Origin of the sequence: Rhodococcoides fascians NBRC 12155 = LMG 3623 (assembly GCF_001894785.1) — a bacterium.
GTDB lineage: Bacteria > Actinomycetota > Actinomycetes > Mycobacteriales > Mycobacteriaceae > Rhodococcoides > Rhodococcoides fascians.
Genome location: NZ_BCWW01000026.1, coordinates 1 through 16,045, shown reverse-complemented (window position 1 = coordinate 16,045; position 16,045 = coordinate 1). Strand labels below are relative to the sequence as shown.

The 16,045-nt window shown below is 59.3% G+C and carries 9 protein-coding genes and 4 pseudogenes; 12 read left to right on the top strand and 1 reads right to left on the bottom strand.

All coding sequences use genetic code 11. From position 1 onward, the window contains the following. Positions 1-489: 489 nt before the first annotated feature. From RFA01S_RS27160 to RFA01S_RS28390, 9 genes and pseudogenes are all read left to right on the top strand, one after another. Complete coding sequence (locus RFA01S_RS27160; protein ID WP_162182869.1) at positions 490-1,824, top strand: APC family permease; 1,335 nt, start codon at positions 490-492, stop codon at positions 1,822-1,824. A gap of 273 nt (positions 1,825-2,097) precedes the next feature. Next, the gene (locus RFA01S_RS27155) at positions 2,098-3,663 is read left to right on the top strand and encodes an MFS transporter (protein ID WP_052060477.1); all 1,566 of its coding nucleotides are present in this window, start codon (positions 2,098-2,100) and stop codon (positions 3,661-3,663) included. Between the two features lie 45 nt (positions 3,664-3,708). Continuing rightward, positions 3,709-4,569, top strand: a complete 861-nt coding sequence (locus RFA01S_RS27150) for a fumarylacetoacetate hydrolase family protein (protein ID WP_032406376.1) — start codon at positions 3,709-3,711, stop codon at positions 4,567-4,569. A 47-nt stretch (positions 4,570-4,616) separates the two neighbouring features. Continuing rightward, complete coding sequence (locus tag RFA01S_RS27145) at positions 4,617-6,116, top strand: PucR family transcriptional regulator (RefSeq protein WP_032406377.1); 1,500 nt, start codon at positions 4,617-4,619, stop codon at positions 6,114-6,116. 208 nt (positions 6,117-6,324) lie between these two features. Continuing rightward, entirely contained in the window at positions 6,325-7,710 is a 1,386-nt protein-coding gene (locus tag RFA01S_RS27140; protein WP_032406378.1) for an MFS transporter, read from the top strand. Between the two features lie 35 nt (positions 7,711-7,745). Further along, on the top strand, positions 7,746-9,152 hold the full coding sequence (locus tag RFA01S_RS27135) for an NAD(P)/FAD-dependent oxidoreductase (protein WP_032406386.1): 1,407 nt from the start codon (positions 7,746-7,748) through the stop codon (positions 9,150-9,152). A 30-nt stretch (positions 9,153-9,182) separates the two neighbouring features. Next, positions 9,183-10,646, top strand: a complete 1,464-nt coding sequence (locus RFA01S_RS27130; RefSeq protein ID WP_032406379.1) for an NAD-dependent succinate-semialdehyde dehydrogenase — start codon at positions 9,183-9,185, stop codon at positions 10,644-10,646. Positions 10,647-10,680: 34 nt separating this feature from the next. Next, complete coding sequence (locus tag RFA01S_RS27125) at positions 10,681-11,034, top strand: cupin domain-containing protein (RefSeq protein WP_032406380.1); 354 nt, start codon at positions 10,681-10,683, stop codon at positions 11,032-11,034. A gap of 176 nt (positions 11,035-11,210) precedes the next feature. Beyond that, positions 11,211-11,397, top strand: a pseudogene (locus tag RFA01S_RS28390) (GTP 3',8-cyclase MoaA); the annotation flags it as partial. A 48-nt stretch (positions 11,398-11,445) separates the two neighbouring features. On the opposite strand, the pseudogene RFA01S_RS27120 reads toward RFA01S_RS28390, so the two are convergent. Then, positions 11,446-12,666: pseudogene (locus RFA01S_RS27120) on the bottom strand (IS110 family RNA-guided transposase). Between the two features lie 329 nt (positions 12,667-12,995). Here RFA01S_RS27120 and RFA01S_RS27115 point away from each other — a divergent pair. The 3 genes and pseudogenes from RFA01S_RS27115 to moaA all read left to right on the top strand — a co-directional run bounded on the left by RFA01S_RS27115 (position 12,996) and on the right by moaA (position 15,687). Beyond that, positions 12,996-13,393: pseudogene (locus tag RFA01S_RS27115) on the top strand (hypothetical protein). Between the two features lie 384 nt (positions 13,394-13,777). Then, a pseudogene (locus RFA01S_RS28385) lies at positions 13,778-14,197 on the top strand (transposase); the annotation flags it as partial. A 419-nt stretch (positions 14,198-14,616) separates the two neighbouring features. Then, entirely contained in the window at positions 14,617-15,687 is a 1,071-nt protein-coding gene (gene moaA / locus RFA01S_RS27095; RefSeq protein WP_032406383.1) for a GTP 3',8-cyclase MoaA, read from the top strand. Positions 15,688-16,045 lie beyond the last annotated feature (358 nt).

Sequence of the window (16,045 nt, the reverse complement as noted above, 5' to 3'; positions counted from 1 at the left end):
CTCCGTCTACAACGACGGAGCCGGCAGGGGGTGTGGGGTGGTGGGTGTACATACGAGTAGATTGCTGGCGCATCGATGGGCGGCCCCATTCTGTCCGATCATGTCTGCATCTCGGTCGATCCTGTGCTACGCGTTCTCCTCCTCGTAATCCCGTGGTGGGAGGGACCCACATTTTATGCCCGGCCCATGTCGACTCGACATGGGCAGTGCCTCAACCTTTCGACTTCTGACATGGATAACTACTCAGAACTTTTGTCCGTTTGTTGTGTATGCACACGTAGTGTCGCTAGGTGATTCTTGACACAGCGGGGAAGAGGCGTCCTCGATCGAGCAACAGGAGCGCGAGTGTCGGAAGATACGAGACCCAAGACAGATGAACAGCCGCGGGTTGCAGGGCAGGACGAAACGGCACTCGATGTCGAGATAGCTACGCTGAGCGGATTCCGCGCCGGCGGGTTGGCCCTTGCGACCTTCGGTCCCGGGGTTGGCATGGTTACCGTTCCTGCCTTCACGTGGTTCGTCGCGGGGTCCAGCGCGTCGTTGGCCATTCTATTGGCCGCGGTAGCCACAACTTTCATTGGTTTCGCTGTGGTTCTCTATGCTCGGCGATTTGTCGGATCGGGTTCGTTGTACAGCTACATGGGTGAGATGTTCGGCCCATGGGCTCGAATTCTGACAATTGCCGGGATTTTTGCTGGATACATGTGCGCAATCGGAGGATTGATCTCAGGCGTCGGTACCTACATGGTCAGCTTCTTGATCTCTATCGGCGTGTTTAGCACCGCAAGCACATTCTTGTATGTCTGTGTTTACCTGATCGCAGGACCGGTCGCCGCCGTACTCGCTTACCGGGGACTCGACACGTCCGTGAAGGTGACGATCGCTTTGGCTGCCGTCTCCCTGCCTGCCGCCGTGGTTCTGCTGGTCGTAGCAATAGCAAACAACGGAATTGACATTTCGTCACAGCTCTCGTTCGGCGAGGTTTCCTTCTCGCAGATTTCGGGTGGAATTGCGACCGCAGCGGCATTCCTCGTGATGTTCGAAAGCAGTACCGCACTGGCCGCGGAAACCAAATCGCCACGCCGCAACATCCCGCGTGTCGTGATGGCCGTTCCCGTAGGTCTGGGTGCGCTGTTCTTGATTTGCTCGATCTTGCAGGTGTCGGCACTGAACGCGCTGCCGGAGGGCGCGATGGACGAGGCGTCGCCGCCGGCGGCACTGGCGCGTGCTGCGGGCCTGCCCGTACTTGCCGATGTGATGGATCTGGTTGTCGGACTCGGTATCTTGGTCGCAATCATCGGATTCCTTAATTACGCTCCTCGCGTTGTCGCGACGGCGGCGGCCGACACGACTCTGCCGCGCGGTCTGCAGTCCATCCATCCCAAATTCGGATCGCCCGCGCGGGCTGTCGTTGCTGTGGCACTGATCGCAACTGCTCTGCCACTCCTGCTGCTTCTGTTCTCGGGCGAATCGGCGCTGACCGTGAACGTGGCAACGACAACCCTCGTCACCTATTTCTGGACGATTCCCTACCTGCTGGTAGTTGTCGGTGCGCTCTTCATTCTGATGCGCGACAAGAACGCCGGTGGTGGCGGCATCAAGAGGATTGCTCTTGCTCTGGCCGTGATTGCTGGAGCAGTCGTGTTCGCATGGATCTTGATCTACGGTTTCACAAGCGCCACACCCGATCTCGTGGGCGCAGCGGCTTGGATTTCTGCGGTCGTCTACGTAATCCTGGTGGCAGCGCTTATCCCCGGTTGGCTGCGTCTGCGTCGCCAGGCACAGGAAGCCCGCGATTCAGGACTGCAGCGCCACTCGGCTTGATCGCGCCTTTACCTCATGCCGTGATGACAGTCGAATGCACAACATCCCCGCCCATCGGAAACGGTGGCGGGGATGTTTGCCGTACCGGTACCAGTGTCTGTGGGTGCTCCCCGTGTCCGGGTTCGAGTCGGCAGGTCGGAGGCAGTGCAAACGTACGCCCGTGTCAGGTCCGCTCTGCCGCAAGAGAATGAAACAACACTGTTCAGTTGCCTGGGGCACAACCACAATTGTCACAGCCCAAGATGTCAGCGGCGCACACGCTCGAGGAGATGCATGGTGAACTCAGCAGCAACCAAAGCGACCACCCGAGAGTGGCTCGGACTGGCTATTCTCACAGTTCCAATCCTGTTGGTTGCCATGGACATATCGGTCTTGTACCTGGCACTTCCAGCGCTGGTCGACGACCTTCGCTCATCGAATGTGCAAACGCTGTGGATCTTGGATATCTATGGGTTTTTCCTGGCCGGCCTCTTGATTACGATGGGGTCGCTCGGAGACCGGATCGGGCGACGTAAGTTGCTACTGATCGGGGCCGGGGTGTTCGGCCTTGCCTCGCTCCTGGCTGCTTTCGCCTGGACACCGATCTTGCTGGTCATTGCGCGAGCGTTTCTTGGAATCGGTGGGGCGACTTTGGCTCCGAGCACGTTGTCTTTGATCAGAAACATGTTCCATCAGCCGCATCAGCGACGAGTGGCCATTGGAGTGTGGACGGCGGGATTTTCCGGTGGTAGCGCGCTCGGGCCGGTTATCGGAGGTTTTCTTCTCGAACACTTCTGGTGGGGCTCGGTTTTCTTGATCAACGTCCCATTCATGATCATTGTGCTCGTAGCCGTCCCATGCTTGGTCCCTGAGTTCGTGGACCGCGCTGCACCACGGTTGGATCTGGTGAGTCTGGTGGTGTCGATCGTAGCCATGCTGGGTCTGGTCTTCGCTGTCAAACAAGGTGCCGAACACGGTGTCACCTTGCTGGCGGGTATCTCAGCTGTCGTCGGCCTGGTGTGCGTCGTGTGGTTCTCCAGGCGTCAACGCAAGCTTTCCGACCCCCTCATTGATATGAGTTTGTTCCAGTCGGGTGCGTTCACAGCCGCCGTGCTTGCGCAATTCATCGTCATTTTCGCTCTTGCTGGATTCAGTCTGTTCACATCGCAATATCTGCAGTTGATCTCTGGATACCGTCCATTCGAGGCCGGGGTGTGGCTGGTCATTCCGGCCGCGGCCGCGGCGGTTGGTGCGATTGTCGCGACGCCTCTCAGTCACAACTTCTCCATCCGTGCGGTCATCGTCGGCGGACTATTGTTCGTTGTCCTGGGAACGTTGGTTCTAGCGTTCGTCAAGGTGGATTCGGTTACCGGATTGTTGATACTCGGGATGTCGTTGCTGACATCTGGGGTGGGTGCTGCCGCGACTTTGAACTCGGACATAGTCCTGACGGCTGCGGCACCGGAGAAAGCAGGTACCGCTTCGGCTGTATCCGAAACCGGCGCGGAGCTTGGCGGTGCAATGGGCATTGCAATACTGGGGACGATCAGCGGGGCGATATACCGTCACACCATGGTTTCGGATATGCCGGAAGGCGTTCCGGCTGAGGTGTCGGCGTCCGCTACAAAGAACCTCGGCAGCGCGTTGTCGGCAGCTGAGACGATGCCGGCTTCGGTGGGAGAGTCGATCCGGACCCTCGCAGCTTCCGGGTTCGTGGACGGCGTGGCCTATACCGCGGCTGGGACGGCGATCGGGGTCGGGCTGTGTTCGGTGGTAATTTTCAGAATGTTGCGAGCTTCCCCAAGTGAACGAGCCGCAGTCGAGGGACCCGATGTCGAGAGTCGGTCTGGTCGCGGATGAGTCCTCGTCCGAAAGACTGTTTTCAACGCTTGAGAGGACTTTGCGGTGCGAATTGCCAACTACGGTAACAGGGCAGTAATAGTAGAAGGCCAGGTAGGAGCTGAGCGCTTCTACTACTTGGATGAACTTTCCGGAGGTCGCTTCGGATCTCGGTGCGAAGATGTCTTCGACTGTTGGGACGAGCTGACATCCTGGTACTCGCAACGCTCTATCGATGAGTCCGACGGTGCGAAGCAAGTTGATATGAACTTGTTGGGCCCTCCCTCTCCAGCTCCTCGTCAGGTGTTCGGGGTGGGTCTCAATTACCGGGATTATGTCGAATCAGCTGGAATCGAGCCGCCCGTCACACTGCCCCCGATCTTCACCAAGTACGTGTCGAGTTTCTCCGGTCCGACGAGCGCTGTTGCGATACCGCCTGGAACCACCGTCGACTGGGAGATCGAATTGGTGGTCATCGTAGGCAAAAGTGGCCGTGACATTTTGGTCGACGATGCGTGGTCGCATGTTGCGGGTGTGACGGCCGGACAGGATCTTTCGGACCGTGTTCTGCAGAACCGCGGTCCGTCGCCCCAGTCCGGTCTCGGGAAGTCTTTTCCCGGTTTTGCTCCACAAGGGCCTTGGCTGGTATCGCCGGACGAATTCGACGATCCCGACGATCTGGGTTTGCGGTGCGTGGTGAACGGTGCCACGATGCAATTGTCTCGTACCAGCCAGATGATTTATTCGGTGCCGATGATCGTCAGTGGGCTATCGAAAACAGTAGAGCTACTTCCTGGAGACGTGATTTTCACCGGGACACCGGCCGGTGTTGGATTCGCGCGGACGCCACCCAAGTTCTTGAGTGCCGGCGACACGGTTGAAAGTTGGATCGAGGGGATCGGTAACCTTCGGCAGACCTTCGTGTAGCACTGTCGATCGGTGTGAATCACCGACGTTCGTTGTACTCTCACACCATGGCCGCGCGATTGACGGTGGGCGACCTTGTCGCCATGAGGCAGCTGGCCTGCGAGGTGTTGGCAGGTCGAGGCGGCTTGGACCGGCCCATCATATGGGCTCATTCATGCGAACTTGAAGATCCATGGAACTGGGTCGCCACGGATGAACTATTGATGACTACAGGAATGTGTGTTCCTGCCGGTGAGGCGAAGCAAGAAGAATTCGTGGTGTATTTGAACGCCGCGCGCCTTGCTGGTATCGCGATCGGCGATGACCTTCAAGCACCTCCGCTGACTGCTCGCATGCTCGAACGTGCCGATGAGTTGGACTTCCCCATCATCTCCGTCGCACACGCGACGCCGTTTTCCGCGATCGGACGGACTGTCGCTGTCGCTGCGCAGAGCGACCAGATTCGCAGGATTGCTCGGCTGAGCAGGTTGTACGAAGTCGCACGGTCATCCAATTCTGGTGACGAAAAATTGCTCGAGCGACTGTCCAAAGAGCTGGGGCACCGCTTGCATGTCGTCGACGTGGACTACGGGACCGAACCGTTACCGACCACTGCTCCGTTACCAGAGGAGACGATTCGGTCGCTGCGTGAACAGGTCCAGGATCCGACGCCTCGTTCTGTCGTTCGCATCACGGTTGTGACGGGCGGAGTTCTGCGCGCTACCGCCTTCGCTTTGGCCACTCATCGTCGGTGCATGTTGGTGGCGGAGGGCCCGTCCGAAGTTGATCTCGACGCATTCGTTCTACTTCATGCCCAGGGCCTTGTGGGTATTGAGGTCGAACGCGCGACGAGAGAGAGGGAGCAGAGCGATGAAACCGAGTCGGATTTGTTCGGTCAGATAATCGACGGATCGATCGGTGTGGATGTTGCTCAGCCCAGACTCGATCAGATCTGGTGCACCCGCGAGTCGTGGGTTGTCCTAGGCTTCGATCGTCGTTTCCTGCGGACCTGTCGAACGATCCTGGGTGACCACGCAATTCCGAAGATGACCGGCGGGATTGGGGAGGAAGGTTATTGCGTGGTCTCGCAGGTCGATATGGACACGGTGACGGATCTGCTATCGACGTCGGTGGAAGCCATGGGTGCGTCCGCAACGACTGCGAGTCTTCAGCGCCTCCCGGATAGCGTCCGCCAGGCGCGTTGGGCGTTGCAAGCCGCGCGTGCCAATGGCGGGGGAGTAGCCGAATATTCCACTGCAGCGCCCTTGTTTCTACCTCGCACCATCTCAGAAGCTCAGTTCGCCACCCGAGAAATTCTCGGTGACCTTCTCGACCACGACATGAGAAACAACTCGCAGCTGGTTGATACGCTGGAAACCTTCCTGACTCTCAACCGAAGCTGGTCCGCTGCGGCGGAGCGTCTAGTCGTTCACCGCCAGACGCTTGCCTACCGGTTGAAGAAGATCGAAGAGATTTCAGGACGGAGTACGAAGGACTCAGCTGACATAGCGACTCTCTGGATGGCATTGATTTCGCGCAGAATTGCTATGGACGGGTCCGAGCGCTGAACGCGCCGATCAACCCCAACGTTCACGCTGCGCGCGCACCGTGTGCTGGTACGTCGTTCAAACTAAGTGGTCTTTAGTACTTGAGTACAGCTGTAGACAAAAGTTCCTACTACAGTCCAGCGACACTGATCGCATGGTCCGGATAGCATCAGAACATCACCTTGCGCGCGCCGATCAACGGCACCCCTCATCGAAGGACCCGAATTGTATGGACAAATTCAGCGTTATCAATGAGTCGCCTGCGTCGCGGTTTCATCGAAAGTTGTTGGCCGCCTGCTGCGGTGGACCATTCCTCGACGGATATGTCCTTAGCATCATCGGCCTGGCTCTGGTGGGGATCAAAGCGGAACTGAAACCTAGCAGTACGGAGATCGGTCTGATCGGCGCGGCTTCGTTGATCGGTATCTTCTTCGGAGCCACTGTTTTCGGCTCCCTGACCGATCGCATCGGGCGGGAGAAAATGTACGCGCTCGATCTGACCGTGCTGGTCGTTGGTTGTGCCCTGTGCGTGTTCGTGCAGGAGGCCTGGCAACTGATCGTCCTGCGGTTCGTCATCGGGCTCGCTGTGGGCGCGGATTACCCAATTGCAACGTCGCTGCTCACTGAATTCACGCCGGCGAAGAAGCGTGGATTCATGATCGGGCTGACAGGTGTGAGCTGGTCGCTGGGCGCCGCTGTCGCATACCTGGTCGGTGCAGGCATCGTCAGCGCCTCGGGTGGTCACGAACAGTGGCGCTGGATGCTCGGTACCGCTGCTGTACTGGGCTTCGGTGTCGTTCTTGCTCGGCGGGGCATCCCCGAGTCGCCTCGCTGGTTGGCGGACAGGGGTCGGATTGCCGAGGCAGAAGACGTTGTCTTCAAAATATACGGCACACGTATCGACCTGTCGGACGCCGACGCGGGTAGCGTTTCCTCGCAGAAACCGAAAACGGCCTTCCTGGCAATTGTCCGCGGTGGATACCTGAAGCGAACCGTTATGTGCGGGACGCTTTACCTAGCGCAGATCACTCCGCAGTATGCGTTGTTGACGTTTTTGCCCGTCATCCTTGCCGGCTTCGCGATTTCGGACGCTGGATCTGCTGGATTGATCGTGGAGACGGCAATCATCGTTCTGTTTGCACTCGGGTGCATTCCGGCTCTGCGATGGGTGGAAACCTTCGGGCGTCGGAAGATGGGAATCGTTCCGTTCGGCATCATGGCTGTGCCGCTGCTGGCGCTGTGGATCTTCCCGGAGGGGCCGGTCTGGTTCGTTGTCCTCGCGTTCTGCGTGTACGCGTTCGCTTCGGGTGGTCCGAGCATCCTGGAATGGATCTACCCCAACGAGCTCTTTCCAACCGCAATTCGTGCCACCGCTGTAGGTGTAGCCGTCGGAATCAGCCGAATCGGCGCAGCCACAGGCACTTACCTATTGCCGATCAGCATTGAGAAGTTCGGTGTCGGCCCCACGATGGGACTTGGCGCTGCGCTTACCCTCATTGGGTTCGCAGTGTGCTTTGCGTGGGCACCGGAGACTGCCGGTAGGTCCTTGGCCCAGACGTCGTCGTTGGCACTCGCAGCCGGGTCGACGACGAAATCTACACAGATGCAGAAATGACGAACTTGATTACCAGCGACAACAAGGAGAGCATCATGGCTAATTACTCACAGAACTCTGAGCCAGGCTTCGTCAACGGCGAAGTGTCCTTCTGGATGCGCAGCAGTACTCGAACCCCGCGTCCGCCGCTGACGGGCGACGTCTCGGTCGACGTCGCCATCGTCGGTGGTGGGCTGACCGGATTATGGACAGCCTATTATCTGAAGAAGGCAAACCCGGGCCTGGACATTGCGATCATCGAGCGCGAATTCGCGGGGTTCGGGGCTTCCGGGCGCAATGGTGGCTGGATGAGCGCGGAACCTGCGGGCCAATTCCGGCGGTACGCGAAGTCCGGCGGCGTTCAAGGTGCACAGGACCTCCAACGCGAAATGTTCGGTGCGGTGACTGAATCGGTCGCCGTAGCCCGGAGTGAGGGTTTCGACGAGGACTTAAAACACGACGGTCTCATTCATGTCGCTACCAACGCCGCCCAGCTTGCTCGGAACCGTCACCACGTTGCAGAGATGAAGAAACAGGGCTGGGGCGAAAACGATGTGTACGAGCTCGGCCCGACGGAACTGGCCGAAAGGATACGTGTCGAGGGTGCTCTCGGCGGATACTGGACACCCCACTGTGCTCGCGTACACCCCGCGAAATACACGCTGGGCCTGAGCCGAGTGGTCGAAGCACTGGGGGTCACGATTTATGAATCGACCACGGCCTCGAGCGTCGAGGCACATCGTGTCACGACTGATCGTGGAACGGTCACTGCGAAGTACATCGTCGAAGCGCTCGAAGGATACACGCTGTCGCTCAAGGGCAAAGCCCGCAAGTTGCTGCCGATGAACAGCAGCATGGTCATCACCGAACCTTTGTCTCATTCCCAGCTCGAAGAGGTGGGTTGGCATGGGGCCGAGCTCGTGGGTGACCAGGCCCATAGCTTCACCTACATGCATCGCACGCACGACGGCAGGATCGCGATCGGTGGGCGAGGTGTTCCGTACAACTTCCGATCCAAGTTCGACCGCAACGGTCGCACCGCGGAAGCGGCTGTCCTGCAGCTGAAGCAACGTCTCGGCGAACTGTTCCCAAGTCTGTCCGGCGTCAGTCTCGAGCAGTCCTGGTCGGGAGTGCTCGGCGCTCCCCGCGACTGGTGTGCGTCGGTGAACTTCGACCGTGAGACTGGTATTCTCAGTGCCGGAGGATATGTCGGCCACGGTCTGTCGGGTACGAATGTCGCGGGCCGCACCCTGCGTGACCTCATAGTCGGTGACGATACTGAGCTCACCAGGCTTCCGTGGGTCGGCCGACGAGCGCGCAATTGGGAGGTCGAACCTATTCGATGGGTCGGCGCCACTGCGCTTTACGCGGCATACCGCTTCGCCGATCGCCGGGAATACGCATCGATGGATTCACGGACCCATTGGACAGCCCGTACGGCGGATATGTTGTCCGGTCGCTGAATTCGCGGGTAAAAAAGTAAGGTCTTGATCATGTCGAATCAGAACGAACGTCAGTTGCTCGACCGAGTGCAGGCCGGGCTCGGCATCGGAGGTTTATGGGAACCCCTGACACCGGCGCGCACTATCGAAGTGCAGGATCCGGCAACCGGTCAGGTTGTGAAGTCCATTTCCGACGCGAGCGTCGACGACGCTATTCGCGCCCTTGACGCAGCCGTTGCAGCACAAAATGATTGGGGCAACACTCCCAGTCGTGAACGTTCAGACATCCTGCGTCGAGCCTTCGATCTGCTCATCGAGCGGAAAGAAGACTTCGCGCTGCTCATGAGCATCGAGATGGGTAAGCCCATCGCTGAGGCCCGGGGTGAAGTGCTGTACGGCGGTGAATTTCTTCGGTGGTTCTCGGAAGAAGCAGTACGGGTCAGAGGTGACTATCGCCCCAATCCGGAAGGTACGGGGACGGTTGTGGTGTCACACCTGCCGGTTGGTCCAACCTACTTCATCACTCCGTGGAACTTTCCTCTCGCGATGGCTACCCGCAAGATTGCGCCGGCGCTAGCGGCTGGATGCACCGTCGTGATCAAACCTGCGGACCTTACACCGTTGACCACAATCTTTTTCGCGCAATTGCTCGAGGAGGCCGGGCTGCCGCCCGGTGTTGTGAATGTGGTGCCAACTTCCGACGCTCCAGCACAGTCGAAGGCCCTTCTTGGCGATCCCCGGTTGCGCAAGCTCAGTTTCACCGGTTCGACGCCGGTCGGAGTCAAACTCATGGAGGCCGCGGCCAAGAATGTGTTGCGCACGTCGATGGAGCTCGGAGGCAACGCTCCGTTCATCGTTTTCGAGGACGCGGACCTCGATCGCGCCGTAGACGGCGCGATGCTCGCTAAATTCCGCAACGTGGGGCAGGCCTGCACTGCGGCCAACCGAATCGTCGTGCACGAGGACGTCGCGGACGAATTTGTTCGAATGGTCGGTGCACGTGTCGCAGCCATGTCGGTCGGTCGCGGAGCGGACGAGTCGCACGATATAGGGGCACTCATCAACAAGAGGGCCGTCGACAATGCATCCCGTCTCGTTTCCGATGCTGTCGAGCTTGGAGCAACGATCGTGACCGGCGGCAAGGCCATCGAGGGGGCAGGGCACTTCTTCGAGCCGACGGTCATCGACCACGTAGATCCGCGGGCAGCCATGATGAACGAAGAAATCTTCGGGCCGGTCCTTGGCGTTAGTCGTTTTTCAACTGAGGCCGAAGCGATCCAGATTGCAAACAATACCGAATATGGCCTCGTCAGCTATGTGTTCACCGAAAACATCCACCGAGGTCATCGAATGATTGCGAGGCTCGAAACTGGAATGATGGGCTTGAACACCGGCATGGTGTCAAACGCCGCAGCACCGTTCGGTGGTGTCAAGCAGTCCGGAATTGGTCGTGAAGGTGGCTTCCAAGGCATACAGGAATTCCTTTCCAGCAAATACACGATGATCCCGCAGTAATGCTGGCCGTCATCGAGCGAACCAGAAAGAAGTCATGGACGAAAATAGTCTTATCGCAATCGATTTCGACGCCATCGAGTGGCCGGATTACGATCCCGTATCACCGGAGCGGGTGACTCGTGGACAACCGTCGACGTCGACAGTCACATTCGATTCACCCGAGAATCGAATGGGGCTATGGAGGGTGACACCCGGGGCTTTCACCACCGATCACGCCGGTTACATCGAGTTCGTGCACATCATCAGTGGATCAGGTCGCCTGGTGGGCGACGACGGAACGGTGCGAGAGCTGCGGGCGGGGACGACGTCGATCATGCCGGAAGGATGGAAGGGTCGTTGGGAGGTTGATTCGACCATGACCAAGGTGTTCACGATCGCGACGGTGTGACGCTACAATTTCGCTGGTGTCATGCCGTCCGAAGTTCGCCAGCCGGCCGGCGATCTTGACTCTGCCGTCTCTTGACACGCATGCGCTCCAGGGGGGGGCGACCGTGCCGATAATGGGCCAACGCTTTTGGACGCGGAGTACGCACGGACGAGTACATACATGTCGATGCTCGATAGCTGCTCTCTGTGTTGTCCGAGGGTTTCCACTTGCAGGAGATGGAGCGACACGATTCGTCTTCGCCGGCCGAGGAATGGGCTGTGGGAGGCAGTACCGGTACGGTAGGAACAGCGCAACTATAAGGGGTCTTCCTGTTCGGATTGTGACAGAACTCGTTTGACAGCCGAAGGTGCGATACGTTCATGCTCCTCAGTAATTAGGCGACTCTGGTGTCGGGGGTCCCTGTGGTTTCTGTCAAGCTGCGTGAGCTGCGGGCGGTTGGTGAGGGGTCTTGTTCTTGAGCATGGCGAATTGGACGTCGCATCGGCGTCGAGTGAGGCAGATGAGGGCTGCGTTGTGTTTCTTGCCTTCGGCTCGTTTTCGGTCGTAGTAGGCGCGACTGGTGGGGTCGTGCAGTGCGGCGAAGGCCGAAAGGAACAACGCGCGTTTGTGTTTGCGGTTTCCTGATCTCGCGGGGTGTTCTCCGCGGATCGAGGTGCCGGATTGGTGGGTCACGGGTGTTATGCCGGCGTAGGCAGCGAGGTGTCCGGCTGATTTGAATGCTGATCCGTCACCGACTTCGAGAAGAATGCGTGCTGCAGTCCTGATTTCGACGCTGGGCATCGAGATCACCGGCCGAGGAAAGAGGGTGGGCATCGAGCATCCTCTCCACGTCTGCACCGATTGTTTGCGTTGTTGCAGCGTCTCTTTGAGCGAGTCCGGTAGTTTGGGTAAGACAGTCTCGGCAGCCGCAGACCCGGGCGCTACTGCCGTGTGAGATTCGAGTGCGTCGTAGATTTCCGCAACCAGGTTCGCTCCATCCTGGGTGCGTTCTTGGCTGCGATGGCAGTCAGGTTGCGCTTGCCGGCAGTGCGGATTCCGGCAGTGCGAATTCCGGCAGGGCCACCGCAGCGAGTGAGGATTTCGAGCACGGCGGGGTGGTCACACGCGGCCCGAGGACCCGTTCGAGCGCGGGGTGAATGCCGGTCAGCAGTCCGCGGATTCGGTTGCTGATGGGGGTTGCTTGGCCGGCGAGATCATCATCGAAACCGATCAGCACATCGAGCTCGGCGAGTGTGTCATCACCGGTATCTACTCGCCGAAGCGTGTAAGGCATGGGCCTGGCTGTGTCGGCGATGGTGAACGCATCACGCGCGTCGGTCTTCGCCTGCCCCTGGATACAGATATGCGATTCGACGCATCGACAGTCCCGGTAGGTACACGATCTGGTGCCCGCAGGAGCGGGCGACGGTGACCGGAAGCGCGCCGGTCGTGTTGGGCTGATCGACGACGATCAGCAGCGGTCCGTGTGTGGCGAGGCGGTCGAACACTGTTCGTAGACGGGCCTCGTCATTGGGTAGCGCTTTGTCGCACGGACGGGTGCCGTCGACAGCGAGGCCGATGGCGTGATGTTCGGTTTTTTCCCACGTCGATGCCGCAGAACACGGTAACTCGTGTCCGTGGAGCAGTCCTCAGTCCGGTCCTGCCGGTCGCCGATCCGACGTCGACACCCGACACCCACGTTATGAAGATACCTGCTCACGATCAGCGGCCCTGTCCCTATCAGCGGTCCGTCGACGCCACCACACCCGGCGACACCACCCCCCGGATCATCAATAACAGGGGCAAGAAGTCACACCGAGTCTGGCGACCGTAGCCCTTGGTTCCAATGACCGTGTAAAAGATAGCTGGGCGAACCTGGCACCGAAACTTACGTCGTTGAACGCGGCAATGCGCGCCGGTGCCGACCGTAGCGAGGACATCGACCTCCGCCGGTCTGGCGTATGTAGCACCGCTTCAGATCCATGTACGGGCCGTCGACCGCGAGAAGGCTGTTGCGTAAGTCCACCTTCGGCCACATTCGCCAAATCGAATCCGATCTCCGCGAACATCTCGCAGGACACGCCGACCCTCTTCCGCGCAGTGGCATCAAGGACCTGCGCCAGCACCTGAAGCGCGCGGACATCGTGGTCGCCGCAGCGGGATCAGCAGCGCTCATCACGGCAGCCTCACTCAAGCCCACCGCAGTAGTTCTTGACGTCGGCATCACACGCACGGAGAACGGTCTAGTCGGCGATGTGCCCCCGACGTCCGCGACAAGGTGTCCGCTGTCGCTCCGATGCCCGGTGGAGTCGGACCGCGCACACGCGCAATGCTGATCGACAAAGTCGTGGAAGCAGCCGAGTGCGCAGCACGGAGATGACGTGCTGTTTCGCTCATGGCGTATGTGCGAATGCCGGCACCTTCGAACCGGTCGATGATGCGGGCAATCTATGTTGAGTGTCTCCCGCGAACGGGGCCACATTCCGATATGTAGTCACGGTGTCAGCTAGGCATGGAGAAGCTCACCCCAGGTGTTTGCGTATCGGCGTTCTGGGGTGGTTTCCCGTTTTGCGAGCTCTAATGTTTGAAGTCGGGCAGGCGATGACTTCAGCAGGCATTGGCTGGACTCGAGCGGTCTTGCCGTTCGATGGGACTGCTCACGAGTGAGGACTTGCGGGCTTGGCGATCGACGGACCGCTCGCGCACTGCCATCCTCAATCAGCGCTGTGGGGCTTCGCCGCGCGGAGAAGAACGCGCGCGTCGCCAACTATGGTCCACCGATTCGGACGGACTGCGATTGACTGCGTTCGTCACCAACACCGTCGGCGGTCAGATCCAGGATCTCGAACTTCAGTACCGTCGGCGCGCCCGCTGCGAAGACCGCATCCGGACCGCCAAGGACACTGGTCTGACCAACTTCCCGTTGCACGGGGCCGATCAGAACCGCATCTGGTTGCCGATAGTGTAGCTCGTTCTCGACGTGGTGGCGTGGACCCAGATGCTTGGCTTCACCTACCACGACGCCCGTCGATGGGAACCCAAAGGTTCTCGCCTGCGGGTATTCCCGGTTGCCGGACGAATCGCTACTCATGCACGCCGCAACCATCTACGCCTGTCGAAGAACGCGCCGTGGTCAACGTTGATTGTCACTGCACTGGCGGGTTTGGCGGGATTACCGCGCCCGCCTGACCGTACGTCACCCGACCGCACGATCCGGATAGAACCTCCATCTCGGACCGTGGACCCGAGCGTCCGATCGATTGACATCGGCAACTCTGCCCTGCCCGTTTACGAGATCGCGGTAAAACCACGATCGAGAGCGGGATCAGGCCGAGACGTCAGCAGGAAGAATCATCGCGGCTAGTGGGGCCGACGGCTCTGGCACGGGTCAGATGGGTCATCCGTCGCTGTACTGTGCGGGATATAGGCGCGCCGTGGCCTCCGGTGTGGTCTCGTACGGGGCGTTCGATCGGAGCCGGCAATCGCAGTCGAAACAGCAAGTGGGTTAGCCAGGGTGAGATCAACGTATTCTTAACAAACCGACGGTCAGTTCTAGACATAGCTGACATCGGTCTTTGCGACCCGCAGTGGGAGACTGGACAGGTGAGATTCAACAACAGCGTCGCGCTCGGGATTCCAGCCGTTTGGTCCGACAATGAGTTGTGGTCGGCTGACCGGCCGGACACTCCAGGTCTGGTGGACCGATTCGGGCGACGGGGAAAGGACCTTCGCATATCCATCACCGAAAAGTGTTCGCTGCGATGTACCTATTGCATGCCCGAGGAAGGCTTGGCCCCGATACCAGCGCGGAATCTGCTCGCGCCCGTTGAGATCGCCCGGATTGTCGAGATTGCAGTTCGAAAACTAGGAATCGAGGAGGTTCGGTTCACGGGTGGTGAGCCTCTCATGCGGGCGGACCTGGCCGAGATCGTTCGTCGTTGCGCACAACAAGTGCCGGGTGTTCCATTATCGATGACTACCAACGCAATAGGTCTACGGCACCGTGCCGCAGAACTCGCAGATGCAGGTCTCGACCGAATCAATGTTTCATTGGACACGTTGGATAGAGAACACTTCGCGCGACTGACAAGGCGCGACCGGTTGCCGTCGGTCTTGGCCGGAATTCGTGCCGCTGTCGCGGCGGGTTTGAGCCCGATCAAGGTCAACGCAGTCTTGATGCCGGAGACCCTTGACGGCGCGGTCGACCTTCTCAGGTGGTGTTTGAACGAGCGTGTGTCGCTGAGGTTCATCGAGCAGATGCCGCTCGATGCGGACCACGCTTGGACTAGAACGGACATGGTCGATGCTCAAGCGCTGCTCTCAGTATTGTCCGAGAGTTTCCACTTGCAAGAATTGGAACGAGATGATCCGTCTTCGCCAGCCGAGGAATGGTCTGTGGGAGGTAGCACCGGTACGGTAGGAATCATCGCATCCGTGACGCGGTCTTTCTGTTCGGATTGTGACAGAACGCGTTTGACGGCCGAAGGGACGATACGTTCATGTCTCTTCAGTGATCAGGAGACTGATGTCCGAGGGTTGTTGAGGTCCGGCGCGTCTGACGACGAGATTGCGCAAGTATGGCGAAACGCAATGTGGAACAAGTCGGCAGGTCATGGAATCGATGCTGAGGGCTTCGTTCCGCCCGAAAGGAGTATGGGTGGAATCGGTGGTTGAAGCCCGCTATTTCGCAGGTGCAGCCGACGCGGCCAGTGGCAGACGCGAACAATATGTTCTCGGTGAGGGCGCGCCACAGTGGGCTCACCTGCTGCCGCGATAATTGGCCGGAATGGTCCAGCGGTCGCGGCCGTGCTCAGGGTTTCGGCCTTCTTGCTAACTAATGAGTTCACGAGGAATCCGGCAGCGGAGATCGGTGCGCTAGTGGATGTACTACCGCCGTTCGCCGGAGGATGACAGCGGAGTTCGACTCGGTGAGAATATTGGGAGGCCCTGGTCGGAAGAGACGACCCCGACGCAGACAGCCTGCAGCAGGAATACTCGGCGCAGACTGTCCGGAGCGTCGGCGATGTAAGCC

Excerpts from the sequence above, each read along its gene's own strand:
- RFA01S_RS27160 (WP_162182869.1), top strand. The coding sequence starts at position 490 with ATGGTTACCGTTCCTGCCTTCACGTGGTTCGTCGCGGGGTCCAGCGCG.
- RFA01S_RS27155 (WP_052060477.1), top strand. The coding sequence starts at position 2,098 with ATGGTGAACTCAGCAGCAACCAAAGCGACCACCCGAGAGTGGCTCGGA.
- RFA01S_RS27145 (WP_032406377.1), top strand. The coding sequence starts at position 4,617 with ATGGCCGCGCGATTGACGGTGGGCGACCTTGTCGCCATGAGGCAGCTG.
- RFA01S_RS27140 (WP_032406378.1), top strand. The coding sequence starts at position 6,325 with ATGGACAAATTCAGCGTTATCAATGAGTCGCCTGCGTCGCGGTTTCAT.
- RFA01S_RS27135 (WP_032406386.1), top strand. The coding sequence starts at position 7,746 with ATGGCTAATTACTCACAGAACTCTGAGCCAGGCTTCGTCAACGGCGAA.
- RFA01S_RS27130 (WP_032406379.1), top strand. The coding sequence starts at position 9,183 with ATGTCGAATCAGAACGAACGTCAGTTGCTCGACCGAGTGCAGGCCGGG.
- RFA01S_RS27125 (WP_032406380.1), top strand. The coding sequence starts at position 10,681 with ATGGACGAAAATAGTCTTATCGCAATCGATTTCGACGCCATCGAGTGG.